Source organism: Methylobacter sp. BlB1 (assembly GCF_015476545.1).
GTDB lineage: Bacteria > Pseudomonadota > Gammaproteobacteria > Methylococcales > Methylomonadaceae > Methylobacter.
The window spans coordinates 62,309-82,930 of record NZ_JADMKV010000012.1; the positions used below are offsets into that span (position 1 = coordinate 62,309).

15 protein-coding genes and 1 riboswitch are annotated in these 20,622 nt (G+C 51.1%); of the genes, 9 read left to right on the forward strand and 6 right to left on the reverse strand.

The window, feature by feature from the left end; translation table 11 throughout:
• Positions 1–58: 58 nt before the first annotated feature.
• The 6 genes from IT781_RS06885 (at position 59) to IT781_RS06910 (ending at position 9,744) form a co-directional block, all read left to right on the forward strand.
• Positions 59–805, forward strand: a complete 747-nt coding sequence (locus tag IT781_RS06885) for a protein-L-isoaspartate(D-aspartate) O-methyltransferase (RefSeq protein WP_194969403.1) — start codon at positions 59–61, stop codon at positions 803–805.
• The gene (locus tag IT781_RS06890) at positions 806–3,238 is read left to right on the forward strand and encodes an SAM-dependent methyltransferase (protein ID WP_194969404.1); all 2,433 of its coding nucleotides are present in this window, start codon (positions 806–808) and stop codon (positions 3,236–3,238) included.
• 142 nt (positions 3,239–3,380) lie between these two features.
• A complete protein-coding gene (locus IT781_RS06895) occupies positions 3,381–3,815 on the forward strand; it encodes a hypothetical protein (protein WP_194969405.1) in 435 nt (144 codons plus the stop codon).
• 742 nt (positions 3,816–4,557) lie between these two features.
• On the forward strand, positions 4,558–6,315 hold the full coding sequence (locus tag IT781_RS06900; protein ID WP_194969406.1) for a GMC oxidoreductase: 1,758 nt from the start codon (positions 4,558–4,560) through the stop codon (positions 6,313–6,315).
• Positions 6,316–6,333: 18 nt separating this feature from the next.
• Complete coding sequence (locus IT781_RS06905; protein WP_194969407.1) at positions 6,334–8,079, forward strand: alpha/beta fold hydrolase; 1,746 nt, start codon at positions 6,334–6,336, stop codon at positions 8,077–8,079.
• A gap of 12 nt (positions 8,080–8,091) precedes the next feature.
• Positions 8,092–9,744, forward strand: coding sequence for a hypothetical protein (locus IT781_RS06910; protein WP_194969408.1), 1,653 nt, complete (start codon positions 8,092–8,094; stop codon positions 9,742–9,744).
• A 345-nt stretch (positions 9,745–10,089) separates the two neighbouring features.
• Here the strand turns inward: IT781_RS06910 and maiA are convergent, their stop codons facing one another.
• Genes maiA through hppD form a run of 4 tightly spaced genes read right to left on the reverse strand, consistent with a single transcriptional unit; the run spans position 10,090 to position 13,875 of the window.
• Positions 10,090–10,740 carry a maleylacetoacetate isomerase gene (gene maiA, locus IT781_RS06915; RefSeq protein WP_194969409.1) on the reverse strand — a complete coding sequence of 217 codons (651 nt, stop codon included), beginning with the start codon at positions 10,738–10,740 and terminating at the stop codon, positions 10,090–10,092.
• Entirely contained in the window at positions 10,731–11,711 is a 981-nt protein-coding gene (locus tag IT781_RS06920; protein WP_194969410.1) for a fumarylacetoacetate hydrolase family protein, read from the reverse strand. The genes maiA and IT781_RS06920 overlap by 10 nt, the downstream gene beginning before the upstream one ends.
• Entirely contained in the window at positions 11,708–12,823 is a 1,116-nt protein-coding gene (locus tag IT781_RS06925; RefSeq protein WP_194969411.1) for a homogentisate 1,2-dioxygenase, read from the reverse strand. The genes IT781_RS06920 and IT781_RS06925 overlap by 4 nt, the downstream gene beginning before the upstream one ends.
• Complete coding sequence (hppD, locus tag IT781_RS06930; RefSeq protein ID WP_194969412.1) at positions 12,823–13,875, reverse strand: 4-hydroxyphenylpyruvate dioxygenase; 1,053 nt, start codon at positions 13,873–13,875, stop codon at positions 12,823–12,825. Before hppD ends, IT781_RS06925 begins: the two co-directional genes overlap by 1 nt.
• 146 nt (positions 13,876–14,021) lie before the next feature.
• Between hppD and IT781_RS06935 the strand changes: the two genes are divergently transcribed.
• Positions 14,022–14,933 (forward strand): hypothetical protein, encoded by a 912-nt coding sequence (locus IT781_RS06935; protein ID WP_194969413.1) that lies wholly within the window; start codon positions 14,022–14,024, stop codon positions 14,931–14,933.
• Between the two features lie 148 nt (positions 14,934–15,081).
• Here the strand turns inward: IT781_RS06935 and IT781_RS06940 are convergent, their stop codons facing one another.
• Both IT781_RS06940 and IT781_RS06945 read right to left on the reverse strand, forming a co-directional pair.
• Positions 15,082–17,061 (reverse strand): acetoacetate--CoA ligase, encoded by a 1,980-nt coding sequence (locus IT781_RS06940; RefSeq protein WP_370526952.1) that lies wholly within the window; start codon positions 17,059–17,061, stop codon positions 15,082–15,084.
• A 113-nt stretch (positions 17,062–17,174) separates the two neighbouring features.
• Positions 17,175–17,411, reverse strand: a complete 237-nt coding sequence (locus IT781_RS06945; RefSeq protein WP_194969414.1) for a hypothetical protein — start codon at positions 17,409–17,411, stop codon at positions 17,175–17,177.
• A gap of 706 nt (positions 17,412–18,117) precedes the next feature.
• Between IT781_RS06945 and IT781_RS06950 the strand changes: the two genes are divergently transcribed.
• Both IT781_RS06950 and IT781_RS06955 read left to right on the forward strand, forming a co-directional pair.
• Entirely contained in the window at positions 18,118–19,533 is a 1,416-nt protein-coding gene (locus tag IT781_RS06950; RefSeq protein WP_370526954.1) for an undecaprenyl-phosphate glucose phosphotransferase, read from the forward strand.
• Between the two features lie 336 nt (positions 19,534–19,869).
• A riboswitch (cyclic di-GMP riboswitch) is annotated at positions 19,870–19,958 on the forward strand.
• A gap of 41 nt (positions 19,959–19,999) precedes the next feature.
• Positions 20,000–20,545, forward strand: coding sequence for a VPLPA-CTERM sorting domain-containing protein (locus tag IT781_RS06955; protein ID WP_194969415.1), 546 nt, complete (start codon positions 20,000–20,002; stop codon positions 20,543–20,545).
• The last annotated feature ends 77 nt before the right edge of the window (positions 20,546–20,622 follow it).

The window sequence follows — 20,622 nt, forward strand, 5'->3', positions numbered from 1 at the left end:
CAGCGCATGAGCCCATGAGTGCTTTATTTGATACAGATTGCATCCGGAGGTTGTCTGCATGTCAAAAACCTATCGCTCCGTTCCCAAAGGATTCGCTTTGGCTTGCCTGTTGTCTCTGTGCAGCGCCGCTGCCATGGCCGAAGAGAGTTTCCTGAAGCAGCGCCAGGAGATGATCGATGTCATCAAGCTCGGCGTCAGGGGGAGCCAGCGGTTTCTCGACAAGGGCGCGCTCGATGAAAAAGTGCTGGATGCCATGCTCAAGGTGCCGAGGCATGAGTTCGTGCCGGAAGATCAGATCCCTTACGCCTATGACAACAGGCCGCTGCCCATCGGTTACGGGCAAACCATTTCCCAGCCTTATATCGTGGCCGTCATGACCGATCTGCTGAATCTGGGAAAAGGCGACCGGGTGCTTGAAATCGGCACCGGCTCAGGCTATCAGGCCGCCATTCTGGGCGAGCTGACCGATTCGGTGTTTACCATAGAAATTATCGAAGGGTTGGGTCGGCAGGCAGGGAAACACCTTGAACAGCTTGGCTATAAGAATGTGCGCACTCTGATCGGGGACGGCTATTACGGTTGGCCGTCCGAGTCGCCTTTCGATGCGATAATCGTCACCGCCGCGGCAAGCCATATTCCGCCGCCGCTGATCAAGCAGCTGAAACCGGGAGGGCGCATGATCATACCGGTCGGCAGCCGCTTCATGGTGCAGCATCTGGTGCTGGTGACCAAGGATGCGGACGGCAAGGTGACGACCCGGCAGATTCTGCCGGTTTCCTTTGTGCCGCTGACCGGTGAGCACTAAATGACTGAAGCAAAACCGGCCCGCTCGTATCTGTTGGCGATAGCCATTATCTCGGCGTCCGCGCTGGCGTATGAGGTATTGCTGATGCGCCTGTTCTCGATCATCCAGTGGCACCATTTCGCTTATATGATCATCAGTCTGGCGCTGCTCGGGTATGGCGTCAGCGGCGTCTTTCTGGCGCTGAACCGCGATGCGCTGCAGCGCCGGTTCCCGGCCGCGATCACGGCCAACATGCTGTTGTTCAGCTTTTCGGTGCCTGTTTGCTTTGCTCTGGCTCAGATGATTCCCTTCAATCCCGAAGAGATTCTGTGGGCGCCGGTGCAATTGTTCTATTTACTTTTACTGTACCTGCTGCTGATGTTGCCGTTCTTTTTCGCGGCCAATGTGATCGGCCTGTCTTTTTATCATTACCAGACCCGCGTGTCGTTTGTCTATGGGGCAGACCTGCTTGGCGCCGGTTCCGGCAGCATCGGCATCATCCTGCTGCTGTTTCTGCTGTTCCCCGAAAAGATTCTGACCGTTTTGACCGTGCTGGGCATTGCGGCGGCGGTCATCGTGGCGCATTACAGTTTTCAGGCGCAGCCGGAAGAGACGAAATTCCGGTTCAGTGCCGGCATTATTGTTGGTTTGGCGGCGACTGTGGCGATGACCGGCTGGCTCAGGCTGAATGTTTCGCCGTACAAAGGCGAGAGCCAGATGCTGAGGGTGCCGGGCACTAAAGTCATCGATCGCTATTCCAGTCCGTTGGGCCTGATTGACGTGGTCAAGAGCGCTATTACGCCGTTGCGCCACGCGCCGGGGCTGAGCCTCAATGCCACGACCGAACCGCCCGAACAGCTGGCCGTCTTTACTGATGCCGACAATATGACCGCGATCGATCGCTACGGCGGCAATACGGAAACATTAAGTTATCTGGACCAGACCACTTCGGCGCTGCCTTATCACCTGCGCCCGTTGCAGAATGTCCTGATCCTGGGAGCGGGCACCGGCAGCGATATCCTGCAGGCGCACTATCATGCCATCGACCGTATCGATGCGGTTGAACTCAATCCTCAGGTAGTCGATCTGGTCGAAAAAAAATACGCCGATTTCGCAGGCCGTATTTACCAGAATCCGCATGTCAACCTGCACATAGGCGAAGCCCGCGGGTTTGTGGCGACCAGCAATGAACGCTATGACCTGATCAACATTTCCCTGCTGGATGCGTTCGGGGCCTCGGCGGCGGGGCTTTATGCGCTGTCCGAGAGTTATCTTTATACCGAACAGGCGATACAGGCTGATCTGCGGCATCTGTCGCCGGGCGGCTATCTGAGCATCACCCGCTGGATCAAGATGCCGCCGCGGGATACGTTAAAACTGTTGGCGACGGTCGTGAATGCGTGCAAGGCGTTAAAGATAAAAGATCCCGAGCAGCGTATTGTGCTGATCCGCAGTTGGCAGACCAGCACGCTGCTGGTCAAAAACGGGCCGTTCTCAGACCGGGAAATCGAAAATCTCAAACAGTTCAGCAGTGAACGCAGTTTCGACCTGGCTTATTATCCCGGCATCAAGGTAGAGGAGGTCAATCGCTTCAATATCTTGTCGCAGCCGTATTTCTATCAGGCAGCGAAGGCCTTGCTGGGCGCTGACGGCAAAGCTTTCATAGATGATTACAAATTCAATATCGAGCCGGCGACGGACGATCGGCCTTATTTTTTCCATTTTTTCAAATGGCAAACCCTGCCGGAGATTTTGCCGTTATTGGGACAGGGCGGCATGTCGCTGCTGGAAAGCGGCTATTTGCTGTTGGTCGCCGCATTGCTGCAGGCCGTGCTGGCGAGCCTGGTTCTGATTGCGCTGCCGCTGGTCCTGGGCAGGGACAGGCTGGGCATAAAATCCGGCATCCAAGGCTATCGGCAGGTTGTGGTTTATTTTGTCTGCCTGGGCCTGGCTTTTTTCTTTATTGAAATAGCCTTCATCCAGAAATTTATCCTGATTCTGCATCATCCGATTTATGCCGTTACGGCGGTATTGTGTACGTTTTTGCTTAGCGCCGGCGCGGGCAGCCTGTTTTCAAAAAGATTATGCGATCACAAAGCAAAATCGATGGTTCGATGGCCGGTAACCGGTATTGCCCTGTTCAGTGCGATTTATATCCTTGGTTTTGAAGCCTTGACCGGCGTCCTGCTGGAATTGGGCGGCAGTAGCCGGCTGGTGTTTTCGATACTGCTGATCGCGCCGCTGGGCTTTTTCATGGGCATGCCGTTTCCGATGGGGATGGATAGCCTCGGCCGGAACGCGCCGGCGCTGATTCCGTGGGCCTGGGGCATCAATGGCTGCGCCTCCGTCATTAGCGCCATACTGGCGACGCTGATCGCCATGCAATTCGGTTTTACCGTACTGGTTTTTATGGCCCTGCTGCTGTATGTGGCTGCGGCGTTCAATTTTCCCTGAATGAAGGCAAGCGCTTTTTTCCCTGCCTGACATTAAATTTGATCTTAGCATCCGACTCGCCCTCTGCAATAAATTCATCAATGGTTCAGATTTGCGGTACTATGTTACTGTTTCTGATCATTATTTACTGAGAGTGAGACTCATGCGAAACAAAGCAATTTTATTCGGTTCCTTGTTGATAGCGTCCGGTGCGGCGCTGGCTGGAGACAATTTACTGGAAGCGGTGACCAAACAATTGGCTGCCGAGGCGGCTAACTCAGCGGAGCCGGAGAAGGCCAAAAGAGCGGCTGAGGCCCAGAAGCTACTGCAACAGGCTCAGCAGTTAAAAGAGAATGTTAAAAATACGCCGAAGGCCGTCCAAGAGCAGACGCTGGATGCGGCAAAGGAAACGGCCAGGCAAAGGCTGGAGCAGGCCAAGCCCGAACAAATTAAAGCCATAGAGGACGGTGCGGCAACCGTACAGCAACTGAAAGTTCAGGTTGATAACGCGCCTCAAGCGACCGAACAGGCTGCCGAGGCGGCCAAGACCAAAGCCAAGCAGAAAGCGGCCGAGAAGGTGCTCGAATTTTTGCGCTGATTGTTGTCATCAGATTTACTATGAACAGAAAGGCCGGTTTATCCGGCCTTTTTATTTAGCAAATAAGATCGACATCACAATGAAAAGCGTCAGACTAAGCATTGTCTGGCCATGAAATCGGCTCAGGCAATGACACCGCCCTATGCCCGCTTTGATAAATTGGCAAGACTTGCATTGATCAATAAAACAGCGAAAAACTATAGGATATAAAGTAAATATCCGTTAAATCAGTGGGTTACGAATAGCTTTTTTTATTGATGAGAATGAGTATATAATCCAAAGATCAAGTAGAGGCTATCTAAATTATGAACATCTCAAAGCCCTTGGCGGGCATGGGGATGAATCAGCGCCATCAGGTTTTTACACTAGAAGTCTCTTAAGCTTATCTGGAAATTACAACGAGAAAATTTCAAAGGAAATACCGTTTTAGTTCATGGGGCTTGCTTCAGCGCGGATTCGTCATCATAAGTCAGAATCGCAGCGTCTCCAGAGTTACAAACAGCCGGCCAATCGATTATCTGCAGTTAAAGCTTGCGGAATGTTTTTTAATTCGATTGCAAGTATTTGCCGTCAAACCAGTTTCATAGCCTCTTGCTCAGGAGGTTATATCGTTTTTTATGGAAGTAAGGGATATTGCTTCTCCAAGCAATGGCATTTCAAGGACCGATCTCACAGGGAAATTTACGCAGAATAACAATAAACGCAACGCGAAACGCATTGCATAAGCGACTATGGAGATATCATGAGTATGCAAAATAAGAAATATGAGGCGGTTATCATCGGCAGCGGCTTCGGCGGGGCTATCAGTTGCTGTCGGCTGGCGCAAAAATGGAAGGGCCAGGTATTACTTCTGGAGCGCGGGAAGCGCTATCCGATGGGATCGTTCCCGCGCTCACCTCATGATATAGCGACCAATTTCTGGAATCTGCCCGATGATCGGGCGCAACGCCCCGATCCCATCAAAAAGCGCGATTTGCGCGGACTGTTCGATGTCCGTGCATTCAACCGAATGGACGCGGTGGTCTGCGCCGGACTGGGCGGCGGTTCCCTGATTTATGCCAATGTATTTCTTGAGCCGCCGGAGCAGGTATTCGAACGGCAATGGCCGAAATCGCTCAATAAAGCCTTCCTGCAGCCGTATTATGACGTTGCCAAGTCCGTGCTGGGAGCGCGTCCGATTCCGGCATGGAGCGATGAACCGCGCCGCCGCGTCATCCGCACTGAACTGTTCCAGCAATTTGCCCAAAATCAAGGACGTGATTCAAAACTGGCCGATCTTTGCGTATTCTTCGGCAACGATTTCCAACAGCCGACTCAGATTGGACTCCAAGAAAAAAACCGCTATGGCGCTGTGCAGACTTCATGCACTTACTGTGGAGAATGCGACGTAGGCTGCAACACCCATTCAAAAAATACCCTCGATCTCAATTATCTTTATGTTGCCGAGTATGTGCATAAGGCGCAGATACAAACCGATTGTCTGGCGGAGAAAATCGTGCCGTTGAATGAACGGGGCGAGGAGGATGCCACCGCCAATGGCGCGCATGGTTACCGTGTGTACTATCGCCATCTCGACGATGGTCCCGCTTACGTCGATACCCAGCGCATCGTGGTTTCCGCCGGTACGCTGGGCTCCGCCGAGCTGCTGCTGCGCTGCCGCGATGAACACGGCACGCTGCCTCGCCTCAGCCAGCAGCTGGGCAAGCGTTTTTCCGGCAATGGCGACTTTCTGTCATTCGTTGTGGACGGGAAAACTCCGGCCAATCCCAATTATGGGCCGGTGATTACCCAGTACACTGATTACAACCTGTTCAAACAGCATGATCCCGACCGGGCCTTCGTGCTGGAGGATGCCAGCTATCCGGCGTTTGCGGCATGGCTCGTGGAAGGCCTGCAGCCGAGCCTGAATCCGATCGGCATGCTGAAAAGAATAGGGCGCATCCTGGAAACACTGTGGAATTATATCTGGCAGAACCTGAGCGGGGGCAAGTGGACAGGGTCCGTAGGCAATTTGTTCTACCAGGTGCTCAAGGACGATGTGTCTTACCGCAGCAGCGTTTTATTATGCATGGGGCTGGATAAAGGGGACGGCGTATTGGCACTCAAGAACGGCAGACTGGACCTGGATTGGCCGCAAACGACCAGCATGCCGCTGTATGAGGCCATTCTCGACGCCGGCAGAAAATTCAAGTCGTTCGTCAAGTCCTGGCTGTTTACGGCGTTGCCCACCTGGAACTGGCCGATGCGCAACAACATCACCGTGCACTCGCTGGGCGGCTGCATTCTTGCCGACAGCCCGGAGCAGGGCGTTGTCAGCGCCAATGAACACGACCGCGGCCAGGTTTTTGGCTATCAGGGGTTGTATATTGCAGATGGCTCGGTGCTGCCCAGCGCCGTTGGTTCTAACCCGATAGCGACGATTTCAGCCGTATCGGAATGGATCGCCGAAGGTATTACCGGCCTTAAACCCACCGATGACCTCGGTATCAACCAACGCTAAGCCACAGGAATATCCATCATGAATACGAATACACAAGCTCCTATTGCCTTTCAATTCACTGAGGAGATGAAAGGCTATCTCGCCGTGGGTCAGACTTCTTTCGACGATGGTTACACGCAAGGACAGGCCGACGACTCCTACTTCATGTTCCATCTGACGATCAAGACTGACGATGTGGATCAATTTCTGGCGTCGCCGGAGCATCGGGCGCAGGCGATCGGTTATGTCGAGGGCGATCTGGTCGGCGGGCGCCGTCCGGTGTTGCTCGGCGTATTCAACCTGTTTGTGGACACCAGCGATAGAAACCGCAAGGAAATGCGCTACCGGCTGTTTTTCGAGAATGCTGAAGGCAAACCGTTCACGCTGAGCGGCTTCAAAAGCATACAGAACGACGTCGGTCCGGATGTGTGGGGCGACACCACGACCTTGTTCACCAATCTTTATCAGGGCCATTTACAGGCGGATCAGGAAGCCGGCGCGACACCTTACGCCTCCGGCATTCTGCACATTCAGCTGGCCGATTTCATGCATCAGCTGGCCACGATGCGCGCCGATGCGCCTACTTTTCCGGCTCGGCTGGGTGCGGTGGAGCGTTTCGGCCGGTTCTTTTTCGGCGCACTCTGGGAAACCTATGCGCCGTCACTGATGCCAAAGGCAGGCGCCTTCGAACGCGAAATTCCGCTTTATACCACCGAAGGCGTGCAGGGCGCCGAGATCACCACGCATCCTTTCACTACGGCCGATGGCTTAGGCTTGAGCCTTCTGCGTTTCCAGAAGGCGCCCTGCGACGATGTCGTGGTCATCATTCACGGTCTGACCACGTCCAGCGACATGTTCATCATGCCGGAACACTACAATCTGGTGCAGTACCTCCTGGACAACAATTTTACCGATGTCTGGACTCTGGATTACCGGATGAGCAACCGCTATTCCTACAATCTTCACCGCAATCGCTATAACATGGACGATATTGCCCAGTTCGACCATCCCGCGGCCATCGCTGCGGTGCGCCGGGCCGTCGGCGAGGGGCGGCGCATCCATGTCATCTGCCATTGCCTGGGGTCGGTATCGTTCATGATGAGCCTGTTCGGCAAGGCGGTCACCGGTATCCGCAGCGTCATCGCCAACAGCGTATCGCTGACGCCGCGCGTGCCGGCCTGGTCGAAAGTCAAGCTTAACGCAGGGCCTTTCCTTTGCGATTATCTGCTCAGCGTCGAGTACATCAACCCTTACTGGCGGCGCGAGCCGGGCTGGTCATTGGGCAAAGTCCTCGGCTGGCTGATTTCCGCTTTTCATCGCGAATGCGACTCGCCTGAATGCCACATGCTGAGCTTCATGTGGGGTACGGGCTTTCCGGCCTTGTACAACCACGACAATCTGCTGGATGTTACCCACCGGCGCGGAGGCGACTTGTACGGCGGCGTCAGCGTGCATTATTACCGTCATGTGCTCAAGATGGTGAACGCCAATAATACGGCCGTGAAGTTCGAGACCGGCAATCCCAAATATCAAACCCTGCCCGACGATTACTTCGCTTATGCGGACGAGATCGAAACGCCGGTGCTGTTCATGACCGGCCAGCAAAACCGCGTGTTCACCGACTCCAACATCGTCTGTCATGAGCGCTTGGAAAAAATCGTTCCGGGCCGGCACCAATTGCAGGTATTTCCCAACTATGGCCATCAGGATGTGTTTATGGGCAAGAATGTCCATGTAGACATTTTTCCGCGCCTTCTGGAATTCCTGGAAAGTCAGAAAAATTAGGAGATCATCGTTATGGGCACTATTCCTGCAGAAAATACTGATCTGCCTAAAGGGTTCTATCTGCTGAAAGAAGCCGGTTCTTCCGATCCGGATGATCCAAACCGGCCTAACCGGTTATGTATCTGTTTCAGCGATTTGCATTTCACTGACGGCACAGTGGGCAACCAGAGCGCCGACGATGTCGTCTGGGAAGAGGTTTTCGACAACATCGTCGATCTCTGCGGGCATTTCAATATTGATGAACTGACCATTGTACTGGTGGGCGACGTGGTCGACATGATCCGCACCCAGCGATGGGCCGAACACGGCGTATATCCCTGGCAGCGCCAAGATCCTCAATTCAAAAAGATTCTGCACGAGATTCTGCAGGGCATCATAGAAGTCCACACCCGGCCGCGAACGCCCGGCAAGAAAACCGGTTTTTTCCATTTGCTCAAGGAATTTCAAGGCTCACCCGAACAATATTCCTTTAAAAGTGAAAAGCATGAAAATAAGCCTTGCCGGGCAAAGGTCAGGACGCTGGTTCTGTTCGGAAATCATGACAAGGAAATCCTCGCCGACGGCGAGGCGCTGAAACTGTTTTACGAAAAGTGTCTCAATCAGCCTGTGGAAACCTTGTCGGATGATTACCGGCGTTGGATCGGCAAGATGTATTTCGATGATGAAAGCCATTATCTCGAGCGCAGCAGCGTCCCCTGGCTGCCTTTTTACTGGGCGGATCGTGGATTCCGGCTGCTTGTGACCCACGGCCAATGGCGGGATCAAGACAACAGCCGCTCTTTCAGCGTTCAAGGTCCGGAGCCTGGCTGGACTGTCGGGGACGGCTGGCAGCTCGATGTATGGCGAAGCATGGCCTATAAACCGTTCACCGAAGCTTGCTTCGGCGATACGGTCGCTGCCGGATTATTGTCGGGATTCATTTTCCGCGCGAAGAAAAGATTGGCCGCAATGGAAATAGATTTGCACGCGCTGAATCCGGATCAGGAAAAAAGCATCCGTAGGCTTGAGAAGGTTCTGGAAGAGCTGGATCTTTACCGGCCTACCTTTACAGCGATACAGCGTATTATCGAGGAGACGCAGAAACTCAGAAAGGAGGATAAATGCCTAAGTCAGGTCAGAAAGATCATCGAAGACGAATTGCTGAATTCGGTCCATGGCTGGCTCAGCTGGGACTTTACATTTGACAGTGCCCCAGCGACCCGCCGTTGGATACTGCGCATTGCCAAGCCGGTCATGAATGTGCTGAAGCTGCTCAACGCCAGGATCGAGCTGGGATTCATCTACGTGGTCATGCGATTATTGGCCAAATTGCAGAAGTGGCAACGGTCTGCGCCTTCTTATAAGGAAATGTTGGCGTTTCCGTCATTTCTGGACGAATACCGCAATTACGGTTTCCGTATTCACGGCGAAGGACATACCCATATTCCCTTAGAGGAGGAATTGGATTTTGATATGCCGGAGAAGTCGCAGAACTATACCTATATCAATTTCGGCACCTGGCGCGACCAGATGTTGCCCAAGCAGAAAGATGGATATCGGCGCCGAGGGATCGGGCGGGCTTTGATACTGTTCGATAAAGCCGCTGAAGGCCCAAACGGTCCGCGCGATTTCTCTTACTGGGTTCAGGATCTTGTAAGCTGGGGGGATCGTCAGGATAAACTATAACTGATGTTACGCACCGGCGGTTTTATCCCGTTTGCCGCGCTGAGCACCGCAGCTTTTAGCGGCTGGTAGGCCGGGTTGATGAACCCAGCATTTGGAGTCTCCCGATCTTTGTAGGGTACGCATCGCATACCTTTCCGGACTTGTGGTGTGCCGAAAAGCCCTGAACAGGTACGCGATGCGTACCCTACCGTGGATTTTGCCTTGATCTTGGTTGGGCAGCGGGGTAGGCTGGGTTGCTAAACCCCGCATTTCGGAGCTGCCCATGCCGGGTTTCCGTTAAAACTCCAACCCAGCCACCGCATTATTAAAAGTGAGGCGCACAAAGGCGAAGCGCATCCAAAACGCTTATTTCATCGCATCAGGCTGATTTTCAGGCGCGGCATTCAGGAAAGCGGACTGCTGCATGCAGTTTTCATAAATACGGCTGATCAGCGGGAATTCATGCATCGGGCAGTTAAAGCGCAAGGCGTTGTAAACCTGCGGAACCAGAAACACATCGGCCATGCCGGGACCGTTGCCCAGGCAGGACAAGCCATTGCAGTCATGCTGTTCCAGCAGCAGTTCCATGGCCGAAAAGCCTTTCTGAATCCAGTGGCAATACCAGGCGTGCTGCGCATCATCGTAATTCAGCGTCTCCTTGAGATATTGCAGCACGCGCAGATTGTTCAGCGGATGGATGTCGCAGGCGATCAGCTGTACCAGCGAGCGCATATAGGCGCGGTCAACGGCCGACTTGGGCAGTAATGCAGGGGTTGGATAAACTTCTTCCAGGTATTCGACAATCGCCGAGGATTGAGTCAAAACGGTGCCTCCATCGATCAAAGTCGGCACCAGACCCTGGGGATTGATCTTCAGATAATCCTCACGATGTTGTTCGCCGCCGCCTTTCAACAGATGCACGGGACGGATTTCATAATCGATCCGTTTGATGTTCAGCGCAATTCGTACCCGGAACGAGGCAGAGCTTCTGTAGTAGCTGTACAAGATTATGGACATGGTTTGACGACCTGCTCGATAGCACCAAAAATAGACTGTCCCTGCGGGGTCAACATCTCTATTCTTACCCGATCGCCATAACGCATGAACGGCGTCACGGCCGTACCGGACTCAATGATTTCAACGACACGCTTCTCTACAAGGCATGAATGTCCGGCCGATAGGTCATAATTGCTGACCGTGCCCGAGCCGACAATCGTGCCGGCGCCCAGGCACCGCGTTTTGGCGGCATGGCTGATCAATCGCGCAAAATCGAACTGCATGTCGGCGCCGGCATCGGCCTGGCCGAACAACTGATTATTCCAGTGTACGGTCAGCGGCCGATGCAGTTTATTGTCCTGCCAGGCGCCATCCAGTTCATCAAGGGTCACGGCGACAGGCGAGAAGGCGCTGGCAGGCTTGCCGTGCAGAAAGCCGAATCCCTTGGCTAACTCCCCTGGAATCAGGTTGCGCAACGATACGTCATTGACCAGCACAACCAGCTGGATATGGGCGGCGGCATCAGCCGCCAAGACCCCCATCGGTACGTCATCGGTAATGACGGCGACTTCGGCTTCAAAATCGATGCCGTAATCCTCGCTGGCGGCAACGATAGCGTCATGCGGGCCGAGCAATATATCGGAGCCGCCCTGATACATCAGCGGGTCGTCGTATAAACTGGGCGGCAAAGGTACGCCTCTGGCTTTGCGCACGCGCTCGACATGGCTCAGGTAAGCGCTGCCGTCCAGCCATTGATAAGCTCTGGGCAACGGAGCGGCCATTTGCTCCGGTTCAAACGGCATGGAGGCGCAGGCGCCGCTGTTCAGCTGTTGATACGCCGCTTCCAGCCTGGGCCTGATGTCATGCCAGTCGTCCAGCGCCGCCTGCAGCGTCAAGGCGATATCGGGCACCATGACGCTGCGTCTCAACTCCCTGTCGACTACGACCAGCGTACCGTCCCGGTATCTTGTTTTAAGCGTGCCCAGTTTCATTTCCAGGAATCCACGTACTCCGGCCATTCGACAGCGGCGGCCTGCTCGGATACGGTCAGCGCATCGCGGGTATCGACCATGACGGCCACTTCGTCGGTCATGCCGCTACGCTTGCTGTCGGCGTTCTTTAACGCCTTCGGGTGCGGGCCGTGCGGAATGCCGCTCGGATGCAGCGTCAGCATGCCCGGATAAATATGATCCCGGGAGAAAAACTGGCCATAATGATAAAAAATCAATTCGTCATAGTCGTCATTGCTGTGGAAGAACGGCACATTCAGAACATGGGGATCGGACTCGAACGGCCGCGGCACAAACGTACAAACGACGAAACGGCTGGCGACAAACGTGCTGTGCGCCGACGGCGGCACATGATAGCGATGGCTCATCAATGGCCTGATATCGAGCCAGTTCAGGCGCACCGGCATCAGTGTGCCGTGCCAGCCGACCGCATCCAGCGGGTTGAACGGATAGGTGATGGTGCTCAAGTGCTGCCGGCGCTTGACAATGACGCGCCATTCCTCGTTATCCTGCTGGTTGATAAAGGCATCATCAATGGCCGGCGCATCCAGCACAGCCGGGTCGAAAATTGCCTGTTGGCTGACCAGACCTTTGTCCGGCAGCCGGTAGCTGTCATTGGTGGCCTCGATCATCAGCGCCTGGATCGGCTCCATCACGTTCATGCGCCATTGCGTGCCGCGCGGCAGCATCAGGTAGTCGCCTTCACGGAAACTCAAATGGCCGTAATCGCAGAACAAATCACCTGAGCCCTGATGGATAAAAATCAGCTCATCGCCGTCAGCGTTGCGCACCAAATGATCCATGCTGGCCTGCAATTTCAAAAAACGGATCTGCACATGGGCATTGCTGAACAACAGGCTTGCACGCCAGGGACAATCGGTAAGCGAGGCCAGCTTCTTCGCATCGAAGGCGCGCGGCCGCAAAAGGCCTTCGATCGATTTCCAGCCTGTGGGCGGGTGGCGATGATGCATTTGCGTCGCCGGCCCGTAAAAGCCTTCTTTGCCCAGTTCGCGTTCGAAGGTGCCGGCCGGCAGATCGGCATGCGCCTGCCGTGAGGCTCGTCCTTCTGTTTTGGGTATGCGTATCCAGCTCATCAGATGACTCCGCGTTTGATCTGGTCGAGTTCAATCGCTTCGAAAAGCGCCTGAAAATTGCCTTCGCCAAAGCCTTCATTGCCTTTTCTTTGAATGATTTCGAAGAAGATCGGCCCGATGACGGTGTTGGTGAAAATTTGCAGCAACAAGCCGATGCCGCGTTCCGGTGCGCCATCGATCAGTATGCGGTCGCGGCGCAGCCGTTCCAGGTCTTCTTCGTGGCCCGGCACACGCTGATCAACGGCCTCATAGTAAGTATCGGGCACATCCATAAAGTCAATGCCGTTGGCGCGCAGTTGTTCCACGGTGGCGTAGATGTCATCGGTATGCAGGGCGATATGCTGAATACCTTCGCCATGATAGGCATCCAGGTATTCCTGAATCTGGGATTTGGGATCGGTCGGCTCATTGACCGGGATGCGTATCTTGCCGCAAGGGCTGGTCATGGCCCTGGACTTTAAGCCGGTGGCTTTGCCGTGAATGTCGAAATAGCGGATTTCGCGGAAATTGAATAGCCGCTGGTAAAACTCGGCCCATTTGTCCATACCGCCATGGTAGACATTATGGGTCAGGTGATCGATATCGGTAAGCCCGAGGCCGGCAGGTCTTAACTCGACATTTTCGAACGGCACGAAATCGACATCGTAAATGGAATGATCGCCGTAACGGTCGACAAAATAGATCAGGCTGCGGCCAATGCCCCGGATGGCTGGAATGTTCAGTTCCATAGGCCCGATATCGCTGCGCTGGGGTTCCGCTCCGAGGCTAATCACGTGGGCCAGGCATTCGGCGGCATCTTTGACGCGAATCGCGAACGCGCAAATGGACGGGCCGTGCACTTTGGCAAAAGCCTGGGCAAAACTGCTGGGTTCGTGATTGATAATAAAATTGATATTGCCCTGCCGGTACAGTACGACATCCTTGGACCGATGCCGAGCGATGGCGGTAAAACCCATCTGCATAAACAGACTTTCCAGCTCTCGGGTGTCCGGGGCTGTATATTCCACAAACTCAAAACCATCAGTGCCGACGGGATTGGATGCACTATTCATGGCACTATCTCCCTCGCAATCTATACACCCTAAGATTAACTTAAGTGCCATTAGTTTCCAGGCCATCTGATGCTGTTGTGGCATGCAACTTATCTCATAGAGATTTAGTCTTAGGTGACAACCACTTTAATATTCAGAGGTGCATCATGCGAGACGTTGCTTGCGAATCGTTGAAAAGCCTTGCACAACAACACCATATCGAAGGATTGAGTCTGTCGTCCCTGGCGGCTCTCAATGAACACCAAATCGGGTATTCAATTGATAAAGCCAGGCAGTTCCTGAAATTTCAGCAGCGCATTAATAAGGAACTGCTCCAGCACCGGGTGATCATGCACAATCCTTATACGCTATGGTTTGAACAAGGCGACCAAAACCTGAACCAGATTAAAGCGTTTATCATTCAGTTTTCAGTGTTTTCCAACCAGTTCCTGATCGCTCAACTCAACAAGATGATTCATGCCGATACGCTGGAAACTATGCGGGCATCGAAGGAAATCCTGGCGAATGAACTGGGCGTCAGCTTCAAATCCACTGTGCAAAAAACCGATGATCATGATCTGGGGTCTACCGATGGCAGCATAGAAGGCAGTACATTTCATTTTTCCGCAGGCCATTTTGAATGGTTATATGCCATCGCTAAAAAGCTGGATCTGAATTTTGCCGATATAGGGCAGCCGAAACACGGCACCGACGCCACGCTGTTTTTCTGCAATGAATTAATCCGGCTATACGGCGGCGATAACTACCAGATTTCTCAGGCAGCCAGTTACGCGGTAGAAAACTGGGCCGCTGCCGGATTCTGGGGGCAATTGATCACGGGTTTTAAACGCTTCAGCGAGCGGACTAGCGTTAAGCTGCCTTTAGGCTTTTTTGTCTGGCACGATAAACTGGAAGCCCAGCATGCCACGCACACGCAGGAAGAACTGGAAGAACTCTATTTCACCCAGCAATTGGATGAAGACCAGTTCATTCATTACGGTTGTGAAATGCTTGATGGCGTTGCGGCATTTTGGGACGGGTTGGATGAACAACGGCGTGAACTGGCGGCTGTCCAATAACGGTTAAGGCGGTTAGTGGCGCAGCGCTTTAGCTTATCAAATTCGTTGATCAGACTTACGCAAGCCTGTGGGGGCGACCTCGCCTAAGGCGCCCCCACAGGTCCTAAACCTCTCGTTTCGGCGGTTTGAACAGGCAAACTGCGCAACATCAGTTAATCATTGAAATAACTTGTCTAAATTGATCAAGCGCCTCGGGATTGGCCAGTGCCTGTTGATTCTTGACAGGACGGCCATGAATGATATCGCGCACCGCAAGTTCAACAATTTTGCCGTTTTTGGTACGCGGAATATCGGTTACTTGTAGGATCAGGGCTGGCACATGGCGAGGCGAGGCATTCTCTCTGATGTGCTGTTTGATGGCTGCTGTTAACTGATCGGTTAGCTGTAAGCCGGGACGTAAAACCACAAACAAAATAAGCCGGCAATCTCCATGGTAGTCTTGCCCGACGACTACACTCTCCAGCACTTCATCGATTTGCTCTACCTGCCGGTATATTTCCGCCGTGCCTATTCTGACGCCTCCCGGATTCAGAACGGCATCGGATCGGCCGTATATGATCATGCCGCCCTGATCGGTTAAGGCAACATAATCGCCATGGCTCCAGACGCCGGGAAATTTTTCAAAGTAGGCAGCATGATACTGACGTTGTCCCGGATCATTCCAAAAACCCACCGGCATGGACGGGAAGGGCGCCGTGCAAACCAGTTCGCCTTTCTGTCCTTGCAGCGACCGCCCCTCATCATCGAAGACATCGACCTTCATGGCCAGGCCCCGGCACTGAATTTCACCGCGCCGCACAGGCAGAATCGGGCATCCCAGGACAAAACAGGAAATGATGTCGGTACCGCCTGAAATCGAGGATAAACAGACATCGGATTTGATCGACTGATAGACAAAATCAAAGCTATCCGGCGCCAGCGGCGAGCCGGTCGATAAGATCGTTCTGAGCGAGGCCAGCTTATGTGTTTTCCGGGGCCTTACAGATGCTTTTTTAAGCGCATCGATATACTTGGCGGAAACTCCGAAAACATTAATCCGGTACGCATCGATTAAATCAAACAGGGCATCGGCGGCAGGGTAAAGCGGCGAGCCGTCATAAAGCACCAGCGTGGCGCCGGATGCCAGTCCTGAAACCAGCCAGTTCCACATCATCCAGCCGCAGGTCGTGTAATAAAACAGACGGTCGCCAGCATGAATATCGGTATGCAGCCTGTGTTCCTTGATGTGCTGGATCAGCGTGCCGCCAACGCTGTGGACAATGCATTTCGGAGGGCCTGTTGTGCCCGAGGAATAAAGAATGAAAAGCGGCGCATCAAATGGGAGTTGGGCAAAGGCAATGGGGCGGTCATCCGGAAAACCGGCCAGGTAATCCTGCCAAAGCACCACCCGATCTTCATCCGTTCCCTCGAAACTGTTTAGCACGGGAATCAATACCAGTTTTTCAATGGATGGCATGGCCTGGAGCAGCGGCGCTATCTGGCCGGAGCGGTCAAAGACCTTGCCGTTAAAAAAATAACCGTCGCCGATAAACAATATTTTGGGAGTGATCTGGCTGAAGCGATCCACGATGCCGGCCACGCCAAAATCCGGTGAGCAACTGCTCCAGATTGCTCCCAGACTCGCTGTGGCCAGCATCGCGATAATGCTCTCAGACCGGTTCGGCAGAATGCCGGCAACCCGGTCACCCGGTCTAACACCATCGCAATGCAGTGCCTGCGCGAGCCGTGATACGCGACGGTAAAGCTCGCCATAAGACAAGGGTTGGCTTTCCCCGTTTTCGCCATGGAAGATAATGGCATACTGGTTTTCATAGCCTCTAAGCAGCAGATTTTCCGCGTAATTAAGCCGCGCCTCGGGAAACCACTTGGCGCCGGGCATTTTGCCGGCATCCGCTACAATTTGCACCCCTTTATGGCTAGCGATAATGCCGGCAAATTGCCACAACAGATCCCAAAACGCTGCCGGTTCAGCAATGGACCAGCGGTATAAGCTTTCATAATCTGTGACGTTAGCCCCGCAGCTTTCTCGTACTCTGGCTATAAAAGTGGTGATAATGGCTTTTTCCCGTCTTTTTAATGAAGGCTGCCACATGACCGGATTCAAGTTGTCACCTTCCTGTGCTAGCACTCTGTCAATCCCAACTTGACGGGGGGAAGTAAATCCGTTCGTCCTGAGCTTGTCGAAGGATGAGCGGATTTACGCCAAGCCTATTTACCAGACATATCAATACTGACTGAGTACTAGTGCTCACGAGCTACAAAACCGTACTTGCGCATTTCCTGCTGGACAAACTGGTTAAATTGTTTTTTTTCTATATTATTCGCCAACTTATCCATGCTCCATAACGAGGCGGCTTCTACGCCGTATTCGGCTAAGAGTCTGACATATTCGTGAGCGATGCTCCGAAGTTTGTAGTTCTGAAAATCGACAACCACAACGGCGGCGGATTTTGCAGGTACAGCGTTGCCTTTGTTCATTTGTCACCTCCAATACCTTACTAACGTTTCTAATCATCCATGACTAATAGTCCCCGGAAGCGATAGGGCCAGGCGTTTTTCGTTATTCGCAAGGCAAAAATGCAAAGCATCCGCTATCGCGTAGTGCCATTTGTATCCATAAGCGCATAAATGGAATGATGTCTGTAGCCTCTGGCCGGGAAAACAAAAGGCGACTGGAGGCATTGCCGGCAATAGTAGTCGCATGATTCTATTTGTTTGCCTGATCCGGACGACAGAGTGCTCCATGCTGCCATATATCCAAAGCAAACATTCAGAAAAATGTGACTTCCTGCAGTAATAACATCTTTCGCCTTCTTATAGAGCACTCGGCTCATCGATAATTCCCAAAGGTATGACGGGCGAGCATTGAATCAGCATTTGTACATATAATGGCCCATCATTTTATGAACTAATTGATACACCTAAAAATGAAAGCTATTAATTAACCAAGTAGCAGAATATTTTTTGATACTCATCAACTTTCTATTAAAAAACATAATTTTAAATTCAAAAAAGTCGATTGGCTCGATACGACATAAAAAATGAAATTAAACCTGTAGGTTAACTTATTAAATAGGTACAGATTTCCAAGAGTTATCTTGTAGCGATATTTGAAATGCCTTAGAATCATTAGGATATCTGGTGTCCGTTTTTTTATTACCTCTTAAAATTCAATAACTTTAAAGTGAACAGCACTCATAAATTCGGAATTATCCGCCCTCATAGCAATAAGTTAATAGCATTGGCGCGATTGCTGGACGTTATTGTTATTGGATTGACTTTATGGGCCATTCTTGATCTCAACGCTACTGAGTGGGACCGCAAGCAAACTTGGTGGCTTCTGATTTCGATCGTAGTTTTCGGTATCTTTGCAGAATTCAATGAGTTGTATCGGCAAAGCCGAGGGCTATCTATCCACATTGAAATAAAGCGTATTCTTTTTTCATGGTTCTGGGTATTGGTTGTAATAATGGGGATTGATCAGGCTTACCCCTTGGTGGATCCTGTTTACAGATATTATTTTTGGATGTGGATTGGGGCGGTGCCTGTGGAGATAGTCTCCTGGCACATTATCGTCAGCAGTATTGCCGGCATAATCAGAAAAAAGGGAAGAAATACCCGCCGAGCAGCGATTGTCGGAGCAAACCGGTTAGGTGTTGAGTTAAAAAATATATTTGCCGAAGAAGAATCGATGGGGCTGCATTTTGTCGGCTTTTATGATGATGAGCAGGAAATAGAAATTGATGGAGGCGCCTTAGCCGAAAATAAATTGAAAGGTAATTTTCAACAATTAATTAAAGATGCCAAAGGCGGAGCTATTGATATTGTTTATATTACACTTCCCTTGCGGACAGAGCTAAAAATTAAAGAATTGATAGAGCAATTATCGGATTCGACTGTTTCAGTTTATTATGTCCCTGATTTATTTGTGTTCGATCTGTTAAGATCCAGTTTGCATCATATAAAAGGTATACCTGTCATAAGTATTCGTGATACCCCTTTTTACGGGGTTGATGGCGTTATAAAAAGAGCCTTTGATATAGTGGTCAGTCTGATTATTCTAATATTAATTGCAATTCCGTTACTAATTATTAGCGCTAGTGTCAGAATAAGCTCGCCTGGAGCGGTGATATTCAAACAGCGTCGATACGGCATTGGAGGCGAGGAAATAGTCGTTTGGAAATTCAGAACGATGACTGTCAGCGAAGACGACAACAATATTAAACAAGCTCGAAAGAATGATCCCAGAGTAACAAGACTGGGCGCTTTCTTAAGACGTACATCACTGGATGAATTGCCCCAATTTATTAATGTTTTACAGGGGAAAATGTCAATCGTTGGTCCCAGGCCCCATGCGGTAGCGCATAATGAATGGTATCGCGGACAAATAAAAGGCTACATGCTCAGGCATATAGTAAAACCGGGGATAACCGGATACGCGCAGATAAACGGTTATCGGGGAGAAACGGATACCTTAGACAAAATGGAAAAAAGAATACAATATGATCTGGCCTATATAAGAAACTGGTCTTTGTGGCTGGATATTAAAATTGTAATACTGACTGTCTTTAAAGGTTTTTTGGGAGCGAAAGCTTATTAGCTCTATGGTATAGAATGTTATTTGAAAGATGTAAAAAATTACATAGAAGAAATGTGAAAAATTATATAGACAAATAAGAAGTTTTTTATAGAATAGGGCTCATAAACATAACTTAATTGTCTTATTTGCCGTACCGGACGATATAATGTTTTATCGTTATGTAACGTCAAAAACCTTTTTTAAAATACATAGTAATTTTTTGTTCAAGGTTATATAGATAACTGTTTTTATTATGTTTATCTTCTGGCGCGTTGCAATTGACCGCTGGATGCTATCAACGAATTGGAACGGTAGTTGTTAATTTCGTGACCAACCGCCCGGTTGGCACGGTTCATGGATGATAAAGGCTAAACCTGTTGTGAAGCAGGGGCGGAAAACCACGAGTCTTGGTTAGGTGGGTTTGCCAAGATAGTCGGGCTGCAAATTATGATACTTAATTTATAATTTGTTGTTTCAGAGGTTATTTATGAAAAAAATATCTTTAGCAGGTCTGTTGTTCCTGTTTTCAATTTCAAATGCAAATGCAGCATTATTGAATATTGGATTCGAAACGGGAGATTTTTCTGATTGGACTTTAGTAGGAACGGGATCTGTCAAAAATGATTCTGATCATCCTGAAGGTCAGTATTATGGCTCAATTACAGGCAATAGCTCCTTAATACAATCCACAGATTTCTTTGGTGGAGAAACTATTGAATTTATGTGGAAATTTGTAGCAAATGATTATTTGCCATACAATGATTTCGCATTTTTCGTAGGCGATCAATATTTTAAATTATCTGATGTCGCCACAGTTGGTGATTATGGCAACAGCGGATGGAATAAATTTTCATACACAGTTGCAGAGACTTATTTCGGTCCTGTAATATTCGGCATAGCTAATGTTGGCGACTCTGGATTGTCTTCCGAATTAAAACTTGATGCCGTTTCTGCGGTGCCTGTGCCAGCTGCTATTTGGTTGTTCGGTTCTGCAATCATGGGTTTAGTCGGGTTTTCACGTCGCAAAAGCTAATTCAGCACAATCTGTTGCATAAGGAAATTAATTTTTCCATTATACTGAAAGGGGCTCAGTGCCCCTTTTTTTAATTT